The 16,904-nt window shown below is 72.3% G+C and carries 15 protein-coding genes; 7 read left to right on the top strand and 8 right to left on the bottom strand.

Features of this window, described 5'->3' with window-relative positions; translation table 11 throughout:
- Positions 1 to 10: 10 nt before the first annotated feature.
- Positions 11 to 667, bottom strand: coding sequence for a prolyl hydroxylase family protein (locus ACSURM_RS00700; protein ID WP_436952391.1), 657 nt, complete (start codon positions 665 to 667; stop codon positions 11 to 13).
- A 233-nt stretch (positions 668 to 900) separates the two neighbouring features.
- On the opposite strand from ACSURM_RS00700, the gene ACSURM_RS00695 reads away from it, so the two are divergent.
- Complete coding sequence (locus ACSURM_RS00695; protein ID WP_436952389.1) at positions 901 to 1,527, top strand: 2OG-Fe(II) oxygenase; 627 nt, start codon at positions 901 to 903, stop codon at positions 1,525 to 1,527.
- An 81-nt stretch (positions 1,528 to 1,608) separates the two neighbouring features.
- Here ACSURM_RS00695 and ACSURM_RS00690 read toward each other — a convergent pair whose 3' ends face one another.
- The 7 genes from ACSURM_RS00690 to ACSURM_RS00660 are packed head-to-tail and all read right to left on the bottom strand — an operon-like array spanning position 1,609 to position 9,165.
- Complete coding sequence (locus ACSURM_RS00690; protein WP_436952387.1) at positions 1,609 to 1,803, bottom strand: ferredoxin; 195 nt, start codon at positions 1,801 to 1,803, stop codon at positions 1,609 to 1,611.
- 16 nt (positions 1,804 to 1,819) lie between these two features.
- Complete coding sequence (locus ACSURM_RS00685) at positions 1,820 to 3,052, bottom strand: cytochrome P450 (protein ID WP_436952385.1); 1,233 nt, start codon at positions 3,050 to 3,052, stop codon at positions 1,820 to 1,822.
- Entirely contained in the window at positions 3,049 to 4,734 is a 1,686-nt protein-coding gene (locus ACSURM_RS00680; protein ID WP_436952383.1) for an AMP-binding protein, read from the bottom strand. Before ACSURM_RS00680 ends, ACSURM_RS00685 begins: the two co-directional genes overlap by 4 nt.
- 30 nt (positions 4,735 to 4,764) lie before the next feature.
- Complete coding sequence (locus tag ACSURM_RS00675; protein ID WP_436952381.1) at positions 4,765 to 5,934, bottom strand: FAD-dependent oxidoreductase; 1,170 nt, start codon at positions 5,932 to 5,934, stop codon at positions 4,765 to 4,767.
- On the bottom strand, positions 5,931 to 7,211 hold the full coding sequence (locus ACSURM_RS00670; protein ID WP_436952379.1) for a DegT/DnrJ/EryC1/StrS family aminotransferase: 1,281 nt from the start codon (positions 7,209 to 7,211) through the stop codon (positions 5,931 to 5,933). The genes ACSURM_RS00675 and ACSURM_RS00670 overlap by 4 nt, the downstream gene beginning before the upstream one ends.
- Complete coding sequence (gene dmpG / locus ACSURM_RS00665; protein ID WP_391340476.1) at positions 7,205 to 8,278, bottom strand: 4-hydroxy-2-oxovalerate aldolase; 1,074 nt, start codon at positions 8,276 to 8,278, stop codon at positions 7,205 to 7,207. Before dmpG ends, ACSURM_RS00670 begins: the two co-directional genes overlap by 7 nt.
- Positions 8,275 to 9,165, bottom strand: a complete 891-nt coding sequence (locus tag ACSURM_RS00660; protein WP_436952377.1) for an acetaldehyde dehydrogenase (acetylating) — start codon at positions 9,163 to 9,165, stop codon at positions 8,275 to 8,277. Before ACSURM_RS00660 ends, dmpG begins: the two co-directional genes overlap by 4 nt.
- A 275-nt stretch (positions 9,166 to 9,440) precedes the next feature.
- Here ACSURM_RS00660 and ACSURM_RS00655 point away from each other — a divergent pair, with 275 nt between their 5' ends.
- The 6 genes from ACSURM_RS00655 (at position 9,441) to ACSURM_RS00630 (ending at position 16,869) form a co-directional block, all read left to right on the top strand.
- Complete coding sequence (locus ACSURM_RS00655; RefSeq protein WP_436952375.1) at positions 9,441 to 11,474, top strand: amino acid adenylation domain-containing protein; 2,034 nt, start codon at positions 9,441 to 9,443, stop codon at positions 11,472 to 11,474.
- 6 nt (positions 11,475 to 11,480) lie between these two features.
- The gene (locus tag ACSURM_RS00650) at positions 11,481 to 12,302 is read left to right on the top strand and encodes a thioesterase II family protein (RefSeq protein WP_436952373.1); all 822 of its coding nucleotides are present in this window, start codon (positions 11,481 to 11,483) and stop codon (positions 12,300 to 12,302) included.
- Positions 12,292 to 13,482, top strand: a complete 1,191-nt coding sequence (locus ACSURM_RS00645; RefSeq protein WP_436952371.1) for a cytochrome P450 — start codon at positions 12,292 to 12,294, stop codon at positions 13,480 to 13,482. The genes ACSURM_RS00650 and ACSURM_RS00645 overlap by 11 nt, the downstream gene beginning before the upstream one ends.
- Before the next feature lie 13 nt (positions 13,483 to 13,495).
- Entirely contained in the window at positions 13,496 to 14,176 is a 681-nt protein-coding gene (gene upp / locus ACSURM_RS00640) for a uracil phosphoribosyltransferase (protein ID WP_436952369.1), read from the top strand.
- A 68-nt stretch (positions 14,177 to 14,244) separates the two neighbouring features.
- Positions 14,245 to 15,519 carry an ATP-grasp domain-containing protein gene (locus tag ACSURM_RS00635; protein WP_436952367.1) on the top strand — a complete coding sequence of 425 codons (1,275 nt, stop codon included), beginning with the start codon at positions 14,245 to 14,247 and terminating at the stop codon, positions 15,517 to 15,519.
- A gap of 27 nt (positions 15,520 to 15,546) precedes the next feature.
- Positions 15,547 to 16,869 carry a histidinol-phosphate transaminase gene (locus ACSURM_RS00630; RefSeq protein ID WP_436952365.1) on the top strand — a complete coding sequence of 441 codons (1,323 nt, stop codon included), beginning with the start codon at positions 15,547 to 15,549 and terminating at the stop codon, positions 16,867 to 16,869.
- Positions 16,870 to 16,904 lie beyond the last annotated feature (35 nt).

The raw sequence follows: 16,904 nt of genomic DNA, 5'->3' as shown, positions 1-16,904 counted from the left end.
CGCCGGACGGTCAGTTCTGCGGCCGGTACGCGGACCCGGCGAGCCCGGTGGTCAGCCAGTACTCGATCTGGACCGTGATCCGCTCGGTCCCCTCCGGGTGCTCGATCTTCGAGACCGCGTGCCACGACGTGTCGGTGGGCGGGAAGGCGAGCAACTGGCCGCCGACCGGGCTGATCTCCTCCGTCGGACCCTCCTTGGGGGACGCGAAGATCTGGAACTGCCCGCCCGCCTCGACGGGCCAGTCACGGTTCAGGTAGAGGATCACGGTGATCGCCTTGGTCGGCTTGTCCTTGTGTACCGACAGGTAGTCGCCGTTGCGGTGGGTGTAGAGGCCGATGCTGCGCTGCAGGCCGGCCAGTTCGATCCCGGTCGACTTCTCCAGCCAGGCGGTGAACTCGGCGCCGCGCAGGTCCTCCACGAGGTCGCGCCAGACCGCGGGCAGGCGGGGGAAGACCGGGGCCTCCTCCTCAAGGACGATGAGGTCCACGAGGTTCATCCGGTACTGCTTCTCGTGCTTCGGGTCCTCGACCGCGATCTCCGCGATGTCGGCGGTCGGCACGGTCGCGAGCAGCTCCTTCAGTTGCCCGTCGTCGAGCAGGTCACGGCCGCGGAAGAGCTGGAACGGCTGGGTACGTTCCTCCAGCGCCGAGTCGAGCGTCAGCACCACGGTGTCTCCTTGGAGTCGATGCGTGGGCCCGGGACGGCCCGGGCCCGACCTGGCCACAGCCTGTCCACGGGCCCCTGCCGACCCCTCGTCGGTTCGCTGCCCGGCCGCTGCCGGGGATCGGCAAGGTCTTCGCAAACCGGCGCGCCATCGCACGGCAAGCGGCACGGTGACACTGGCGGGGCAGCCCTGATACCCGAACCGGCGCACACGCCGGCCGCCGAGAGGTGCGAGTCTTGATCAACCTGGACGTCCGGCTCGAAACGCGGGACCACCCCTTCCGGCACTTCCGCGGCGCCGGTCTGCTCTCCGCGCGCCACCTGGCCGACCTCGGTGCCACCGCGCCTGACGAGGGCCTGTTCCGGCGGATCGACACCTCGACCGGTGAGGTACGGCGCCGCTACCGCTCATCCGTCCTGCCGGTCTCCGACAACAGGACCGGCCTCACCCCCGAGGAGATCCCGCTGGCGGCGCCCTGGCGCGAACTGGTCACCGACCTGCTGTCCGACGGGTTCACAGACTGGCTCCGCCGTGAGACCGGGGTGGACACCACCGGGCTCCACCGCCGGGCCGAGATCTACCACCACTACGACGGCGACTTCGAGGACCTCAGCATCGGCAAACAGCACAAGAGGCTCTCCTTCGCACTGCACACCAACGAGCACTGGCCGGCCGACGGCGGCGGAGAACAGGAGTGCTGGTCCGGCCCGGACAGGTCGGCCGGCCCCGCCTCGACCATGCTTCCGACGGGAGGCACCGCCTGGCTCTACTCGCCCTCGCCCTCGTCCTGGCACCAGATGGCGCCGGTCAGCGCGGGGCGGGGCCTGGTGCGGCGGTGGGTCACCCTGGCCTTCTTCGAGTAGCCGGCGAACCCCGGCCCGACAGCGACGGCCGGACAGACGGAAGCCGCCGCCCGAGTCGTCCCGGACGGCGGCTTTCGCCGGTCACTCCTCGTCGATCCGGATGGCCGACGACGGGCACAAGTGGACCGCCTGACGGACGGCCGGCCAATCCGCCCCGGCCGGATCCACCGTCACCGGCGCGACCAGCCCCTCCTCGTCCTGGTCGAAGACGGCGGGCGCCGCCAGGACGCACTGGGCGGCGCCGACGCACCGCCCCTTGTCCGCGGTGATGTGCACGGGCGTGCCCCTCTCCTCAGCAGTTCACCGGCACCCGGTAGATGCCGTAGATCCCGGCGTCGTCCTTGTACGGCAGCTTCTCGGCGGGCACGGCCAGCGACAGGCCCGGAACCCGGCGCAGCAGCGTCTCGAACACGACCTCCAGCTCCACCCGGGCCAGGTTCTGCCCGAGGCACTGGTGGACTCCGTACCCGAAGGCGACGTGGTGGCGCGCGCCGCGTTCGAAGTCGAGCCGGTCCGGGTGCTCGAAGACCTCGTCGTCCCAGTCGGCGGCCAGCCCGGACACGACGATGCCCTCGTTCTCGCGGATGGTCACGCCGCCGATCTCGATGTCCTCGGTGGCGACCCGGGCGGGCGCGTTCTCCACGACGCTGAAGTAGCGCAGCATCTCCTCGATCGCCGGGGGCAGCAGCGAGGGATCGGCCGCGATCCGCGCCTTGTGCTCCGGGTTCTCCAGCAGCGCCACCACGCCCAGCGAGATCATGTTCGCGGTGGTCTGGTGCCCGGCGACCAGCAGCATGACGGCGGTGCCCACGATCTCGTCGTGCGTCATCACCGGCGTCCGCCGGTTGCGCGCGATGAGCCGGCCGATCAGATCGTCGGTGGGCTCCCCCCGCTCCTTCTCGGTGACGAGGTCCTCCAGGAAGTCGTTGAGCGCGTCGGAGGCCGCGGCGCGCTCCCGTATCGAGACGGACCGGCTGACCAGCATGCCCGCCCACGCGTGGAAGTCACGGCGCTGCTCGTGGGGCACGCCCAGCAGCTCGCAGATCACCAGCGACGGCACCGCCTGCGACACGTGCTCGACGAGGTCGGCCGGCTGCGGCGCGGCCAGCATCTCGTCGATGCTCCGGTCGACGATCTCCTGGACACGCGGGCGCAGCGCGGCGATCCGGCGCAGCGAGAACTCGCCGGTCAGGATCTTGCGGTGAGCCCCGTGCTCGTCCCCGTCCAGGTGGATCATGGACCGCCGGGTGCTGAGCCGGCGGACGCGCTCGGGCGCCGCGCGCTGCTCGGCGGTCAGCCGGCCCGGGAACGCCGGGTGCAGGCGGTCGGCGCTGACTCGCGGGTCGGCGAGCAGCTTGCGGGCCAGATCGTGCCTGAGGACCAGCCAGGCCACCTGACCGTCGGGCATGCGGACCCGGCTGACCGGCTCCTGCCCGCGCAGCTCGCGATACTCGGCGGGCGGGTGCATGGGGCACTCGCGGGCCATGGGGAACGACGGGATGTCGTGGCCGGACGTGTCGGTCATGGGGTGGGTTCCCGTTCCTCTCGGGCCTGCCGGTCCGCTGCCGCCGCACGGAGCGCGACCCGGTTGATCTTGCCGACGCCGATCATCGGGAGGGCATCGACCACCCTTATCTCCTCGGGCAGTTTGTACGTGGCGATGCCGCGCTCGGTGAGGAAGCGGCGCAGGCCGAGCAGCGTCGGCTGCTTCTCCGGGTCGGAGGGGACGGCGAAGGCGCAGACCGTCTGCCCCCACACCGGGTGCGGCATCGCGACCGCCGCGACCGCCCGCAGCAAGGGGTGCTCGGCGAGCAGCGATTCGATCTCCCCGGCGGAGATCTTCTCCCCGCCGCGGTTGATGACGTCGCCGATCCGGCCCTCCACCACCAGCCCGCCCGACGGGTGGAGGCGTGCCAGGTCGCCGGTGCGGTAGAAGCCGTCGTCGGTGAAGGCGCGCGCGTCGGCGTCCGGCGCCGCGTAGTACCCGGCGACCGTGTACGGGCCCCTGGTCAGTACTTCTCCCGTCTCGCCGGGTGCCACTTCGGTGCCGTCCTCGGCCACGATGCGGATCTCGTCGCCGGGTGAGGCGGGCCGCCCCTGGGTGTGGGCGATGACGTCAGCGGGGTCGTCCAGCGCGGTGTAGGTCAGCAGGCCCTCGCTCATGCCGTAGCACTGCTGCACCGTACAGCCGAGCAGCTTGTGCGCCTCGGCCGCCGGGGCCGGCTCCAGACGGGCGCCGCCGGCCTGGAGCACGCGCAGTGACGTCGGCCCGCGCCCCCGCTTCCCGGCCTCGCCCAGCCACTGGGTGATCAGCGCGGGCACCAGCGTCGTGTGCGTCACCCCCTCCCGGTCGATGAGGTCGAGCGCAGCCGCGGGATCTCCCGGCGAGCCCAGGACGACCCGGCCGCCGAAGGCCAGGACGCCGAACATGCCGGGGCAGTTGAGGACGAACCCGTGCGCCCCCGACATGACGGCGAGGTACACCGTGTCCGGGGACAGCCCGGCCCACCGGGCGGCCGTGCGGATCATGTAGCCGTAGCCCTCGTGGGCGCGCGCGATCGCCTTCGGCGGGCCGGTGGTCCCGCTGGACAGCAGGAAGACGGCGGGCTCGTCGGCCAGCGGCGGCCCCAGATCGGGCAGGGGCCTCGCGCCGGGGTCCGGTCGGCACAGCTCGACCAGGTCCTCGGTGCCTTCGGGCACGGTGTCCGCCGCGCGGTCGGCGACCAGGATGTGCCGGATGCTGGGGCAGCTCTCCCGCAGTTCCCTCGCCAGCGCGACATGGTCGAAGCGCTGCCAGCGGCGGGGTACGGCCACGGCCGTGGGCCGGGTGGCCGCCACGACCGCCAGCAGCTCGCGGCGGCGCAGCGTGGGCACCGCCATCACCGGGTGGGCGCCCAGCCGCATCAGCGCCAGCGGCAGGACGACCAGCTCCAGGTCGTTGGGGAGCTGGACCAGGACACGGTCCCCGCGCGCGATCCCGAGGCCGGCCAGCCGGGCGGCGGCGCCGGCGACCGCGTCCGCCAGCTCGCGCCGGGTCAGCCGGCCGCCGGGGCCGCGGACGGCCTCCTTCTCGGGATCCTCGGCCACATGCCGCAGCACCAGCCGGTCGACCCGCTCGGGACGCCACCACCCGCGGTCGCGGTACTCCCGCGCGCGATCCGGTGGAATCCTCGGGAGGCCGGGATCCTCGGGACGGAATGAATTCACGCTTTGTCACCTTCCTTTCCGGCGGCCACGTCAGAGGGCCGACTGCGGGGCGAGCCGTGAGATGTCGTACGCGGTGGAGTCCTCCACGGCCAGGTCGGCGCAGATCCGGCCGAACAGCGGGACGAACTTGAACGCCCAGCCCGCCCCGTAGACGACGAGCTTCTCCCCGTGCGTCATCAGGTCCCGGGCGGTGCCGAGGAAGAACTGCCGTTCGGGGTCCGTGGGCAGCACGGCCAGGCAGGTCGAGGTCCGCACCGGGTCGGGGTCGACCGTGGGCAGATGGTCCCGCAGCCAGCCCGAGAGCCGGTCCATCTGGCGCCGGTCGGCGACACCGGTGGCCGCCGAGGGATGGTCGAGCGGGTCCACCTCGAAGTCCGGCCCGCAGCGCACGAACTCCCCGGGCGCCCACGGGTTGTGGCCGAACCCGTAGAACAGGTTGGTGTCCTGCGGTGTCGGCTGCTGGAAGGCGAACCAGAACGGCGCCTCCGTCACCGGCGTGGCCTGCCGGTAGGCCGCGATGGCCATCTCGTACACCGAGTACGCGAGGCGCGCGCCCAGCGGTTCCAGCAGGTCGTTGGTGTAGGGGCCGCAGGCCAGCACCACCTTGCCGGCCCGGTAGGTGCCCCGGTCGGTGGTGACGCTCACCCCGTCCGCGTCCGGCACGAGTTCCGTCACCGTCTCCCCGGCGCGCAGGGTGCAGCCGGCCGCCTGGGCGAGGGTGAAGAGCGCCGCCAGCGTTCCCCTGACGTCGATCGTGCCGCCGTCCGGCTGGAGGAACCCCTCGTAGTCCCGGGGCAGGCCGCGGAACCCGAACCGCCGCTCGATGTCGGTGGCCTTGAGCCACTCGTAGCGCACCGAGAGCTTGTCCATCATCGCGGCGGTCCCCGAGATCTGGCCCTCGTTGGTGACGACGTCGGTGTCCCCGAACCAGAGGCTGCCGATCTCGTGGATGAGGCGGCGCTCGCAGCGGCTCTCCAGCGCGCGCCACAGCGGAAGGGTCTCCAGCGTCAGGCGGAACAGGTCCTCCTGCGTGTACTGGAGCCGCCAGTGCCGCTCGGCGCCGCTGGTGCCCCCGTTCTCGTTGAAGAACGTGTGCCGCTCCAGGACCAGGACCCGGTGGCCGCGCTCGGCGACCTGCCAGGCGGTGGCCAGGCCCACAGGCCCGCCTCCCACGACCACCACGTCATAGGATTCCGTCATGCCCGGGCCTCCTCGTAACTCGACGTGCCGCGCTCGCCGGTGTTCCGCCGTCCGGTGAGCGCGGACTTCAGGGCCAGCACCAGGTGCTCCACCTGGCCGTCGGTCATCGACGGGTAGCAGGGCAGGTTGACCTGCTCGTGGAACCAGAGCCGCTCGGCGACCGGACACTCGCCGAGCCGGTGGCCCCGGCCCCGCCACTCGGGGCGCAGGTGCAAGGGGAAGTAACGCACCTGCACCTGCACCCCGGCGTCCTCCAGGGCGTGGATGACCTCGTCGCGGCTCACGCCCTGTCCCGCCCGGACGAAGAAGGTGAACAGGTGGTAGGGGTGGTGGATGTCCTCGGGCACGTCGGCCAGCCGCACCTGCGGCAACTCGGCCAGCGTCCGGGTGAGGCGCCCGGCGATCCAGCGCCGCCGCCCGGCCAGCTCCCCGAGACGCTCCAGCTGGACGAGCCCGACAGCCGCCCCGGCCTCGCTGAGCGTGGCGTTGCTCCCGGGGTGCCGGATGCGCAGACACTCCTTCTCGTACGAGTCTCCCGCCCACATCATCCAGGGCTCCGCGTGCTGGTACGGCCCGGCCGACAGCGGCGACGGGATGAGGACCCCGTCGGCGGCGTTGGAGCGGATGCGGTCGAGACGCTCGGCCCACTCGGGATCGTCGAAGGTGAGCATGCCGCCCTCGCCGAGGGTCGTGATGTTCTTGCTGGAGTGGAAGCTGAAGCACCCGATGTCGCCGAGCACGCCCGGCCGCCGGCCGCGGTAGAGGGCGCCCAGCGCGTGCGCGCAGTCCTCGATCACCCGGACGCCGTGCCGACGGGCCACCCGCATGATCTCGTCCATGCGGGCCGGCCGGCCGCCGTAGTGGACCAGGATCAGGGCCCGGGTCCGCGGGGTGATCAGCGACTCGAACGAGTCGACGTCCACGTTCAGGGTGTCCGGCTCCACGTCGCAGAAACGGACCGTCACGTCGTGGGCCAGCAGGGGGTCGGCGGTGGCCTTGAAGGTCTGCGGGGTCACGATGACCTCGTCACCGGGGGCGAGGTCCAGCAGGTGCACGGCGAGCGCGACGGCGACGGTCCCGCTGGTGACGGTCAGCGCGTACCGGCTGCCGACGTGCTCGCGCATCGCCTGCTCGAACGCGTCCCGCCACCGCCCTTGCGAGAGGCTCTCGCCGGACCGGACGACCTCGCCCAGCGCGGCCAGTTCGGCGCCCCCGAGGATGCTGCCCACCGCGGGGGCCGGCACGAAGTACCGGGAGTTCTCGTCCACGGTCAGCATGAGCCGGTCCCGCTGCTCGCCGGGCTTCCCCCGTCCCGGGCGGCGCGCAGGGCCAGCGCCACCTCCACGATCAGGTCCTCCTGGCCCGCGACCACCTGACGCCTGCCGAGTTCGAAGAAGATGTCGCGCGGATCGACCCCTTCCCGCGCCGCGATGTCGAGCACCGGTTTCTTGAACCCGGAGAACACCCCGGAGAGCCCGCTGACGATGGAGACGGAGTCGATGGTGGGCGGCGCCGGCATCAGCTCCCGCTCGGCGATGTCCGCCGCGTCCAGGAGCCGGTAGAGGTCGATGCCCGTCCGGAACCCCAGCCGTTCCAGCACCGGCACCAGGACCTCCAGCTGGGTGTTGCCGGCGCCGGCGCCGAAGCCCCGCGCACACGCGTCGAGGATGCCGGCCCCCGCCTGGGCCGCCGCGATCGAGTTCGCCACGGCCATGCCGAGGTTGTTGTGCCCGTGGAACATCACCGGCACGTCGACGGCGGCGCAGATGGCCTCGATGCGGGCTGTGACGTCCGAGGGCAGGAAGTGCCCCGAGGAGTCGAGGATGCCCACACCGGTGGCGCCGTACCCGACCAGGCGCGCGCACTCCTCGGCGAGCTGGTCGGGGCTCGCCATGTGCGTCATCAGGAGGATGCCGTGCGCCTCCACGCCCTCGTCGCGCAGGAAGCCGAGGTGGCGCTCGGCGACGCTGGCCTCGGTGCAGTGCGTCGCGATGCGCACCAGGTCGACCTCGTACGCGAGGGCGTTCTTGATGTCCTGGGTGGTGGCCCAGCCCGGGAACATGAGAACCCCGAGCTTGCTGGTCGTCAGGGTCTCCCGGGCGATCGACATCATCTCGTCGTCGCTCAGCCGGGCCCGGCCGACCTGGAGGGACGAGGCGGCCAGCCCGTTGCCGTGGCCGACCTCGACGACCGGGACGGCCGCGGCGTCCGCGGCCTTCAGATAGGCGCGGAACTGCTCCGCGCCGAGGCTGTGCCGCACGGCGTGCTGGCCGTCGCGCAGCGTCGGGTCGTGGATCTGGACCGGCCTGCCCGCGGCGGCGTCCCGGGCCGCTTCCTGGCTCATGCCGTCTCCCTGCCTGCCAGTGCGAGCCGGTCCGCCGCGTAACACTCGGCGGCCTGGATCGCGGCGGAATTGATGATGTCGAGATTCCCGGCGTAGTGCGGCAGCCGGTCGCCGGACGCGGTGACCTCCACGGAGACGAAGGCCGTGGAGTCGTTGACGGTGCACACGCTGACGTTGAACCCCTTGGCATACGCGCGGATCTCGTCAGCGGCTGTCGTCACCAGCGCGCGCACCGAGTCGGTGGTGAGGTCCCGGCCCCGCAGGTACATGGCGACCCGGAAGGTGGCCGCGGGCCGGGCCGGGCTGATGTTGACGAGCGCCTTCACGTCCTCGACGCCGGTGAACCAGCGGACCGCGTCCTGCGTGGTCTGCACGTACTCGTCGAGGTTCAGGCGTGAGGCACGGCCCACGCTCAGGGTGGCGGCCGTGGTCACGACCTCGACGCAGTCGATCTCGTGCACTCTCGCGATCGCGTGCAGGATCGGTACGCACGCCTGCCCGCCGCAGGTCACCATGCTGATGTCGCGGTGGGAGCCGATGTCCTCCTGGTTGACGCTCGGGACGATCATCTGCCCGACTCTGCTGGGCGTCAGGTCGACGATCATCGCCCCGGACGCCGCGAGCTTCTCCGCGTGCTCGGCGTGGAACGACGCGTTGGTGGCGTCGAACACCACGTCGAAGTCCTCCTCGGCGTCGACGAGGGACTGGATGCCCCCGGTCGCCACCGGCAGCCCGCGCCGGGCGGCCCGCCGCAGCTCGGCGGCGTCGTGCCGCCCCGCGACGAGCCGCAGATCGAGACAGTCCGAGCGCATGATCTTGGTCGCCAGGTCCATACCGATGAGTCCGGCGCCCAGGACCGACACGGACAGCCGTCCAGTTGCTTGCATGTACGGTCGCCTTTCCGTCAAGGTGCGGCGTGATCCGCACGGGGACCGCCCGCGGAGGCCGGCCGCGGTGATCCCTACGCGGCCCAGCCTGGAACCGGGGCCTTGCCGACGGCTTGCCGTGCACTGACCGGCCGGCGCCGCGGGCGGGGCAAGCGAGGCGGCGAGGCCCTTGCAGGCACGCGGCGACATGCTGTGCGGGCACCACCCCGGGGCTTCCCCCGCTACCACGCCAGTGCGTACGCCGCACATCCAGCATCCGAAGGGGACTGCGATCCGTGGTCAACCCGATTCATGACGACAACGATGCCTCTCTGGTCCTGGTGAACAGCGAGAACCGGCACGCTCTGTGGGCCGACGGCCTGGACGTACCACCGGGCTGGCGCGTCGCGCACCGGGCGGCCGGCCGCCGGGAGTGCCTGGAGTACATCGGCGCCCACTGGCCGGACATCCGGCCCGCCGGACTCCCGGACGCCGGGAAGGACACGGGCGCCTGCCTGCACGACCTGTTCGCCGCCCAGGTCGCGCGCACCCCCGGGGCGCCGGCCCTGATCTGGCGGGACCAGGAGGTGTCGTACCGTCAACTCGACGACGACTCCAGCAAATTGGCCGCCTACCTGCGGCTGCGCGGCGTCGGGCCCGGCGCGTTCGTGGGCCTGTGCGTCGAGCGGTCGCCGCAGATGATCACGGCCCTGCTCGGCATCCTGAAGACCGGCGCCGCCTACGTGCCCCTCGACCCCGAGTACCCGGTCGAGCGGTTGCGGTACGTCCTGTCCGACACGGGAGCACGCCTGCTCCTGACCCAGGAGCCGCTCAGGCCGCTCTTCCCCGACCACGACGGCGAGATCCTCTGCCTCGACCAGCACCGGCAGGACATCGACGCGCTGCCCGCCGCGCCCGCACCGGACAGCCCCGTCCCGCTGCCGTCGGACACCGCCTACGTCATCCACACCTCCGGCTCCACGGGCCGCCCCAAGGGCGTCCTGGTGACGCACCGCTCCCTGGCGAACCACAGCTCCGCCGTGAACCGGTACTTCGCCTTCGGCCCCGGCGACCGCGTCCTGCAGTGCAGGCCGCTGAGCTTCGACGCCGCTGCCGAGGAGATCTTCCCGCCGCTCCTGCACGGCGCGGCCCTCGTCCTCGGCAGCGACCCCCTGCGCCAGACGTTCCGGGCCCTGACCCAGCAGGTCATCGACACCGGCACGACCTTCCTGAGCGTGCCCACGGCCTTCTGGCACAGCTGGGTCGCGGAGGAGGACTGCCTGCTGCGGCTGGCCACGGAGTCCGCGCTGCGCACGATGATCGTGGCCGGCGAGAAGGCGGCCCGTCAGTCCCTGCTGACCTGGAAGAAACGGGTCGGCGAGGACATTCGCTGGTTCAACGTCTACGGCCCCACCGAGGGCACCATCACCACGACGGTCCACGAGCCGGGCGCCGACTGGGAGACCGGCGAGTACGGCTCCGTCCCGATCGGCCGCCCCATCGACAACGTCCGCACCTACGTCCTCGACGACGCCCTGCGGCCGGTCCCGGCGGGAGAGCCGGGCGAGCTGTTCATCGGCGGGGCGGGCGTGGCCGTCGGCTACCTGAACGCGCCGCGGACCACCGCCGAGCGGTTCCTGCCCGACCCCTTCTCCGGCGTGCCCGGCAGCCGGCTCTACCGCACCGGGGACCTGGTGCGCGCGGACGCCGACGGCTGCCTGGAGTTCCTCGGCCGCCGGGACCACCAGGTGAAACTGCGCGGTTACCGCATCGAGCTCGGCGAGATCGAGGCCGTGCTCACCGAGCACGAGGACGTCCGGACGTGCGTCGCCCTGGTGACCGGCGACGGCCCCGACAGTGCCCTCGTGTGCTTCGTGACCGCGGGCGGGCGGGCCGCGCCGCCGGCCGCCGAACTGATTGCCCACCTGCGCGGCCGGCTGCCCTGGTACATGATCCCGACGGCCGTCCACGTCCTGGACGCCTTCCCCCTGACCCCCAACGGGAAGATCGACCGGGCCGCCCTGCTCGCCCTCGAACCCGCCGACGACGGCGAAGCCGTCCACATCGCGCCGCGCACCCCCGAGGAAGCGGTCCTGGCGGACATCTGGGAGGACATCCTCGGCCGCCGCGGCATCAGCGTCGACGCCGACTTCTTCCAGGTGGGCGGCCACTCCCTGCTCGCCGCGAGTCTCATCGCCCGCATCCGCGCCCGGTTCGACGTCCCGATGACGGCCCGCGTGCTGTTCGAGTCCCCGACCATCGCCGGGCTCGCCGAAGCCGTCACCCGGGCGACCGGCGACGGCGCGGCGGCCCGCGCCGGACGGAGCTGACCGGCGGTGGCACCGCGACAGGCCGCCGCCACACGCCCGGACAGCCCCTGGCTGCGCACCTTCGGCCCGCCGCGGCCCGCGGCCCCGGCCCGGCTCGTGTGCTTCCCGCACGCCGGGGGCGCGGCCAGCTACTTCCGGGACTGGGGCGGCCGTGACCTCGCCGGGGCCGAGGTGTGGGCCGTCCAGTACCCGGGCCGCGAGAACCGGATCCGGGAGGAGTTCCCGCCCGACCTGCACACCCTCGCCGACCAGGTCACCGAGGAGCTGCGCGGACTCCTCGACCGGCCCACCGTCTTCTTCGGGCACAGCATGGGCGCCGTCGTCGGCTACGAGGTCCTGCGCCGCCTCACGGCCGACGGCCGGGGCGGTGCCGTACTCCACCTCGTGGTCTCGGGGTGCGGCGCCCCCCAGCGGGTGCGCCCCTTCGCCGGACAGGAAGGCGCCCACCTCTTGGACGACGACCGGCTCGTGGCCCTCCTCAAGGAGCTGGGCTCGGGCAACGCGGGCCTGCTGGACGACCCGGACATGCGCTCGGCCTTCCTGCCGGCGGTCCGCGACGACTACCGCATCGTCCAGTCCTACGCCCCGCGCGCCGGCGGCCCGCTCCTGCGGACCGACGTCACCGCGTTCGTGGGCCGTCAGGACGAGGCGGTCGGCGTCGGCGACGCGGGCGCCTGGGCCGGCGCGACCCGGGGCCGCTTCACGCTCCGCACCTTCCCCGGCGGCCACTTCTACCTGGGCGAACACCCGGACGACGTCCTGCACGCCCTGCGCGAGGTCCTCCGTGCCGCCACCACGATCGACACCGGGAGAGCCGATGAGAGTTGACCTGTCCGACCCGCTCCTGTACCGGGACTCCGACCCCGCACCGGTCTGGTCGCGGCTGCGCGCCGAACACCCCGTCTACCGCAACGAGCGGGCCAACGGGGAGCACTTCTGGGCGGTGATGACCCACGGCCTGTGCACCGACATGCTGACCGACCCCCGCGTGTTCAGCTCCCAGAACGGGATGCGCCTCGACTCCGACCCGCAGGTCCTCGCCGCCGCGGCCGGCAAGATGCTCAACATCACCGACCCGCCCCGGCACGACAAGATACGCAAGGTCGTCAGCTCGGCGTTCACCCCGCGCATGGTGAGCCGGCTGGAGGCCACCATGCGCGAGACGGCCGCCATAGCCATCGACGAGGCGCTGGCCGCGGGGGAGTGCGAGTTCACGCGCGTCGCCCAGAAACTGCCGGTCTCGGTCATCTGCGACATGCTCGGCGTCGAGCCCGCCGACTGGGACTTCATGGTCGAGCGCACCCGCTTCGCCTGGAGCTCCACCGCCCTCGACGAGGCGGAGGAGGCGCGCAAGGTCCGGGCCCACACCGAGATCCTGCTCCACTTCCAGGACCTCGCCGCGCAGCGCAGGCGGGAGCCGAAGGACGACCTCATGAGCGCCCTGGTGTGCGGCGAGATCGACGGCGCCCCGCTCACCGACCAGGAGATCCTCTACAACTGCGACGCCCTGGTCTCCGGCGGCAACGAGACGACCCGGCACGCCACCGTCGGCGGGCTGCTCGCCCTCATCGACAACCCGGACCAGTGGCACCGGCTGCGCGACGAGCCCGCCCTCATGCCCTCGGCGATCCAGGAGATCGTGCGCTACACCTCGCCCGTCATGCACGCGCTGCGCACCGCGACCGAGGACGTCGAGTTCGGCGGGGAGCTGATCAGCGCCGGGGACCACGTCGTCGCCTGGCTGCCCTCGGCCAACCGCGACGAGAAGGTCTTCGACGACCCCGACCGCTTCGACATCGCGCGCGAACCCAACCGCCACCTGGGCTTCATCCAGGGCAACCACTACTGCATCGGCTCCTCGCTCGCCAAGCTCGAACTCACGGTGATGTTCGAGGAACTCCTGGCACGGGTCGAGGTCGCCGAACTCGCCGGCCAGGTCCGCCGCCTGCGCTCGAACCTGCTGTGGGGGTTCGACTCGCTTCCCGTGAAATTCGTACCGAGGGCCTGAGGAGAGCTGCCCCATGACCGCGCCCACCGCCCCCTCGATCGACACGTACCTCGGCACCAACGTCCGTCTGCTGCCCCAGACCGGCCAACTGCGCGCCCTGCACACCGCGATCCGCGACCAGGACGCCCGCCGCGAGGACTTCGTCCGCTACTCGCGCCGGATCATCCGCCTGCTGATCGAGGCGGGCATGGACCTGCTGCCCTTCGAGCCGCACGAGGTCCGCACCCCGACCGGCGCCGCCTACCAGGGGCTGCGCTTCGCCTCCGGGCTGTGCGGGGTCACCGTGGTGCGCGCCGGGGAGAGCATGGAGGGCGAACTGCGGGACGTCTGCCCGGGGATCAGGATCGGGAAGATCCTCATCCAGCGGGACGAGACGACCAAAGAGGCCCGCCTCTACTACACCTCCCTGCCCGCTGACATACCCCGGCGGCACGTCCTGCTCCTCGACCCGGTCATGGCGACCGGCGGGACCGCGCTGGCGGCGCTGCGCGTGCTGACAGACCTCGGCGTGCCCGAGGAGAACATCGTCTTCGTCAACTTCATCACCGTCGCCGAGGGCATCACCGCCGTCTGCGAGCAGTACCCGCGGGTGCGGATCGTGACCTCCGCCATCGAGGAGCGGCTGACCGAGGACGCGTGGATGCTGCCCGGCATCGGGGACTTCGGGGACCGCTACTTCGGCACGGACGCCTGACGCGTGCGCGGCCGGCTTCCCCGGCCGGCCCGGAAGACCGTGAAACGACGACTGATCGAAGGACGCACATGAAGGCCGAACAGGGGCCGTTTCTCCTGCTGAACACCAAGAAGATCGTCTCGCGCCTGCACGAGTGGTTCCCCGACGCGGCGCGGGAGCTGGTCGTGGTGACCACGAGAGCGGACATCCCCTCCGCCGACATCTCCGCGTACGCACGGCGCTTCCTCCACTTGGAGGTGGTGCCCAACCTGTGGGAGCTGTCGGACGACGAACTCCTGGCCCTCGCCCGGCGGTTCGGCGTACGCCGGATCCTGTCGCTCGGCGAGCGCGAGGTGCTGCGCGCGGCGCGCCTGCGGGCCGAACTCGGCCTGCCCGGCCAGAGCCTCGCCTCGGCCACGGCGTACCGGGACAAGCACGTCATGAAGTCGACCCTGGCGGCGGCGGGCATCGACGTCGCCCCCATGCGCAAGTTCCGGACCACCGACGACCTCGCCGAGTTCGTGGGGAAGGTCGGCTTCCCGGTCGTCGTCAAGGAACTCGACTCCGGCGCGTCGAACGGCACGGTGGTCCTGATGGACGAGGAGGACCTGCGCGCCCTCCCGGAGCGTGCCACCGCGGCCCCCCGGCTGGCCGAAGCCTGGGTCGAGGGCGACTTCTACCACGTCAACGGCCTCATGAAGGACGGCGAGGTGGTGCTCGCGGTGCCCTCCCGCAACCTGTACTCCGACTGGTTCTCGGTCGCCTACGACGCCCCGACCATGACGGGGATGATGCCCGACGACCACCCCCTGTCCGAGCGGCTGCGCAGTACCGCGCGGCAGGTCGTGGCCGCGCTTCCCGCCGTACCCGACCTGTGCGCCTTCCACCTCGAACTGTTCCACACCGCCGACGACCGCCTGGTCGTCTGCGAGATCGCCTGCCGGGCGGGTGCGGCCCTCGTCAGCGACGTCCACGAAGCCGTGCTGGGCGTGAACTTCCACGGCGCGAGCCTGCTCGGCCAGGCCGGACGCGGTGACCAGGTCGAGATCCGGCCGACCGGCGAACGGCTCGGCTTCGTCTGGTTCCCGCCGGCCAAGGGAGTCCTGCGCGCGCTGCCCGGCACGTGCCCGCTGCCGGGGACGGTGAGCTACCGGCCCCGCGGCGACGTCGGACGCCGCTACGGCAGCAACTCCGGACTCGGCCGGCCCATCGCCGAGATGGTCTTCCGGCTCACCGAGCCGGACACCGGGGCGGAGCTGCGGCGGATAGAGGAGTGGTGGGACGACAACGTCGTCTGGGAGGACCGGACCAACGCGGTGCCCGACCGCTGGAAGACGCCCCGAAGGAAGCCGGCCGACGCGTAGCGGCCCGGCAATCGGACCGGAGGACCCGTGTACGAACTGCTGAAGACGATCATGATCGAGGAGCTGGAGGTGGAGGCCGGCCAGGTCTCCCCGGACGCGAGCCGCGAGGACGCCGGCCTGGACTCCCTCGCCACCTTCGAACTCTCCCTGGCACTCACCCAGCGCCTCGGCGTCACCATCGCCGACGAGGACCTGTTCGGTCTCAGGACACTGGCGGACATCGCCGAGTTCCTGGAGAAGCGCACCACCGGCCTGCCGGGCTCCCCGGAAGCATCCGGAGCTCAGACGGCGGACCGAGCCGAGGACCGCGAGCACGCCGGGCTCACCCGGCTGCTCGGCGGCGGGGACGGCGACCGCCCCGGCGGCCCCGCCCCCGCCCACCAACTCGCCCGCAACGAAACCCCGTTCCAGCCCCCCGCGCCCGTGCTGGACGCGATCACCCGGGCCGCCGCCGAGGCCAACCGGTACCCGGACCCGGCCTGCGGAGCGCTGCGCGCCGCACTCGCCCGGCACTACGGCCTCTCCCCGGACCGCGTCGCGGTGGGCGCCGGATCGATCACGCTCCTCCAGGCACTGCTCACGGTGACCGCCGGACCGGGAGCGGCCGTCGCCTACTCGTGGCCGTCCTTCGACGGCTACGAGGTGCTCGCGGACCTCGCCGGGTTCCGCACGGTACGGGTCCCGCTGGCCGAGGACGGGCACGACCTCGACGCCCTGGCCGCGGCGGTCGACGAGCACACCCGCCTGGTGCTGCTCTGCAACCCCAACAACCCCACCGGCACCGCGTCGGGCGAGGCCGACCTCCTGCGGTTCCTCGACGCCGTGCCGCGCACGTGCCTGGTCGTGCTCGACGAGGCGTACTGCGAATACGGGCGAGACCCCGGCCTCGGCGCCCGCCTCCTCACCTCGCGGCCGAACCTGATCGTCGCCCGCACCTTCTCCAAGGCGTACGGCCTCGCCGGCCTGCGCGTCGGCTACCTGCTCGCGGAACCCGGCCTGATCTCCCGCGTCCACAGCATGGTCATGCCGTTGAGCGTCAGCGACGTCGCCCAGGCCGCCGCCGTCGCGTCGCTGGCGGCGGAGAAGGAACTCCTCGGCCGCGTCCGGGAAACGGCCGCCGAACGGGACCGCGTCCGCGCCGCGCTGCTCGCCCTGGGATTCGACGTGCCGCCCTCGGAGGCGAACTTCCTCTGGCTGCCGCTCGGCGCCCGCGCCCAGGAGTTCGCCGCCGCGTGCGCGTCGGCGGGAGTCGACGTACGGCCCTACCCGGGCGACGGCGTGCGCGTGACGACAGGAACCGCGGAGGACAACGACGCGTTCCTGGCAGCGGCCGAGATGAACCGCCCGTGAATTCCGCTTCCCGTGGAAACGGCAGGACGTTCGTC

Source organism: Streptomyces sp. SudanB182_2057, assembly GCF_964272715.1.
Classification (GTDB): Bacteria; Actinomycetota; Actinomycetes; order Streptomycetales; family Streptomycetaceae; genus Streptomyces; species Streptomyces rubradiris.
Note: the sequence above shows the minus strand (reverse complement) of the source record. Positions and strands in the feature narration are given on the sequence as shown.

What these genes read in the sequence shown, in the direction of transcription:
- ACSURM_RS00685 (WP_436952385.1), bottom strand. Translation starts at nt 3,052, where the DNA reads ATGACCGACACGTCCGGCCACGACATCCCGTCGTTCCCCATGGCCCGC.
- ACSURM_RS00675 (WP_436952381.1), bottom strand. Translation starts at nt 5,934, where the DNA reads ATGACGGAATCCTATGACGTGGTGGTCGTGGGAGGCGGGCCTGTGGGC.
- ACSURM_RS00670 (WP_436952379.1), bottom strand. Translation starts at nt 7,211, where the DNA reads ATGCTGACCGTGGACGAGAACTCCCGGTACTTCGTGCCGGCCCCCGCG.
- dmpG (WP_391340476.1), bottom strand. Translation starts at nt 8,278, where the DNA reads ATGAGCCAGGAAGCGGCCCGGGACGCCGCCGCGGGCAGGCCGGTCCAG.
- ACSURM_RS00660 (WP_436952377.1), bottom strand. Translation starts at nt 9,165, where the DNA reads ATGCAAGCAACTGGACGGCTGTCCGTGTCGGTCCTGGGCGCCGGACTC.
- ACSURM_RS00645 (WP_436952371.1), top strand. Translation starts at nt 12,292, where the DNA reads ATGAGAGTTGACCTGTCCGACCCGCTCCTGTACCGGGACTCCGACCCC.
- upp (WP_436952369.1), top strand. Translation starts at nt 13,496, where the DNA reads ATGACCGCGCCCACCGCCCCCTCGATCGACACGTACCTCGGCACCAAC.
- ACSURM_RS00635 (WP_436952367.1), top strand. Translation starts at nt 14,245, where the DNA reads ATGAAGGCCGAACAGGGGCCGTTTCTCCTGCTGAACACCAAGAAGATC.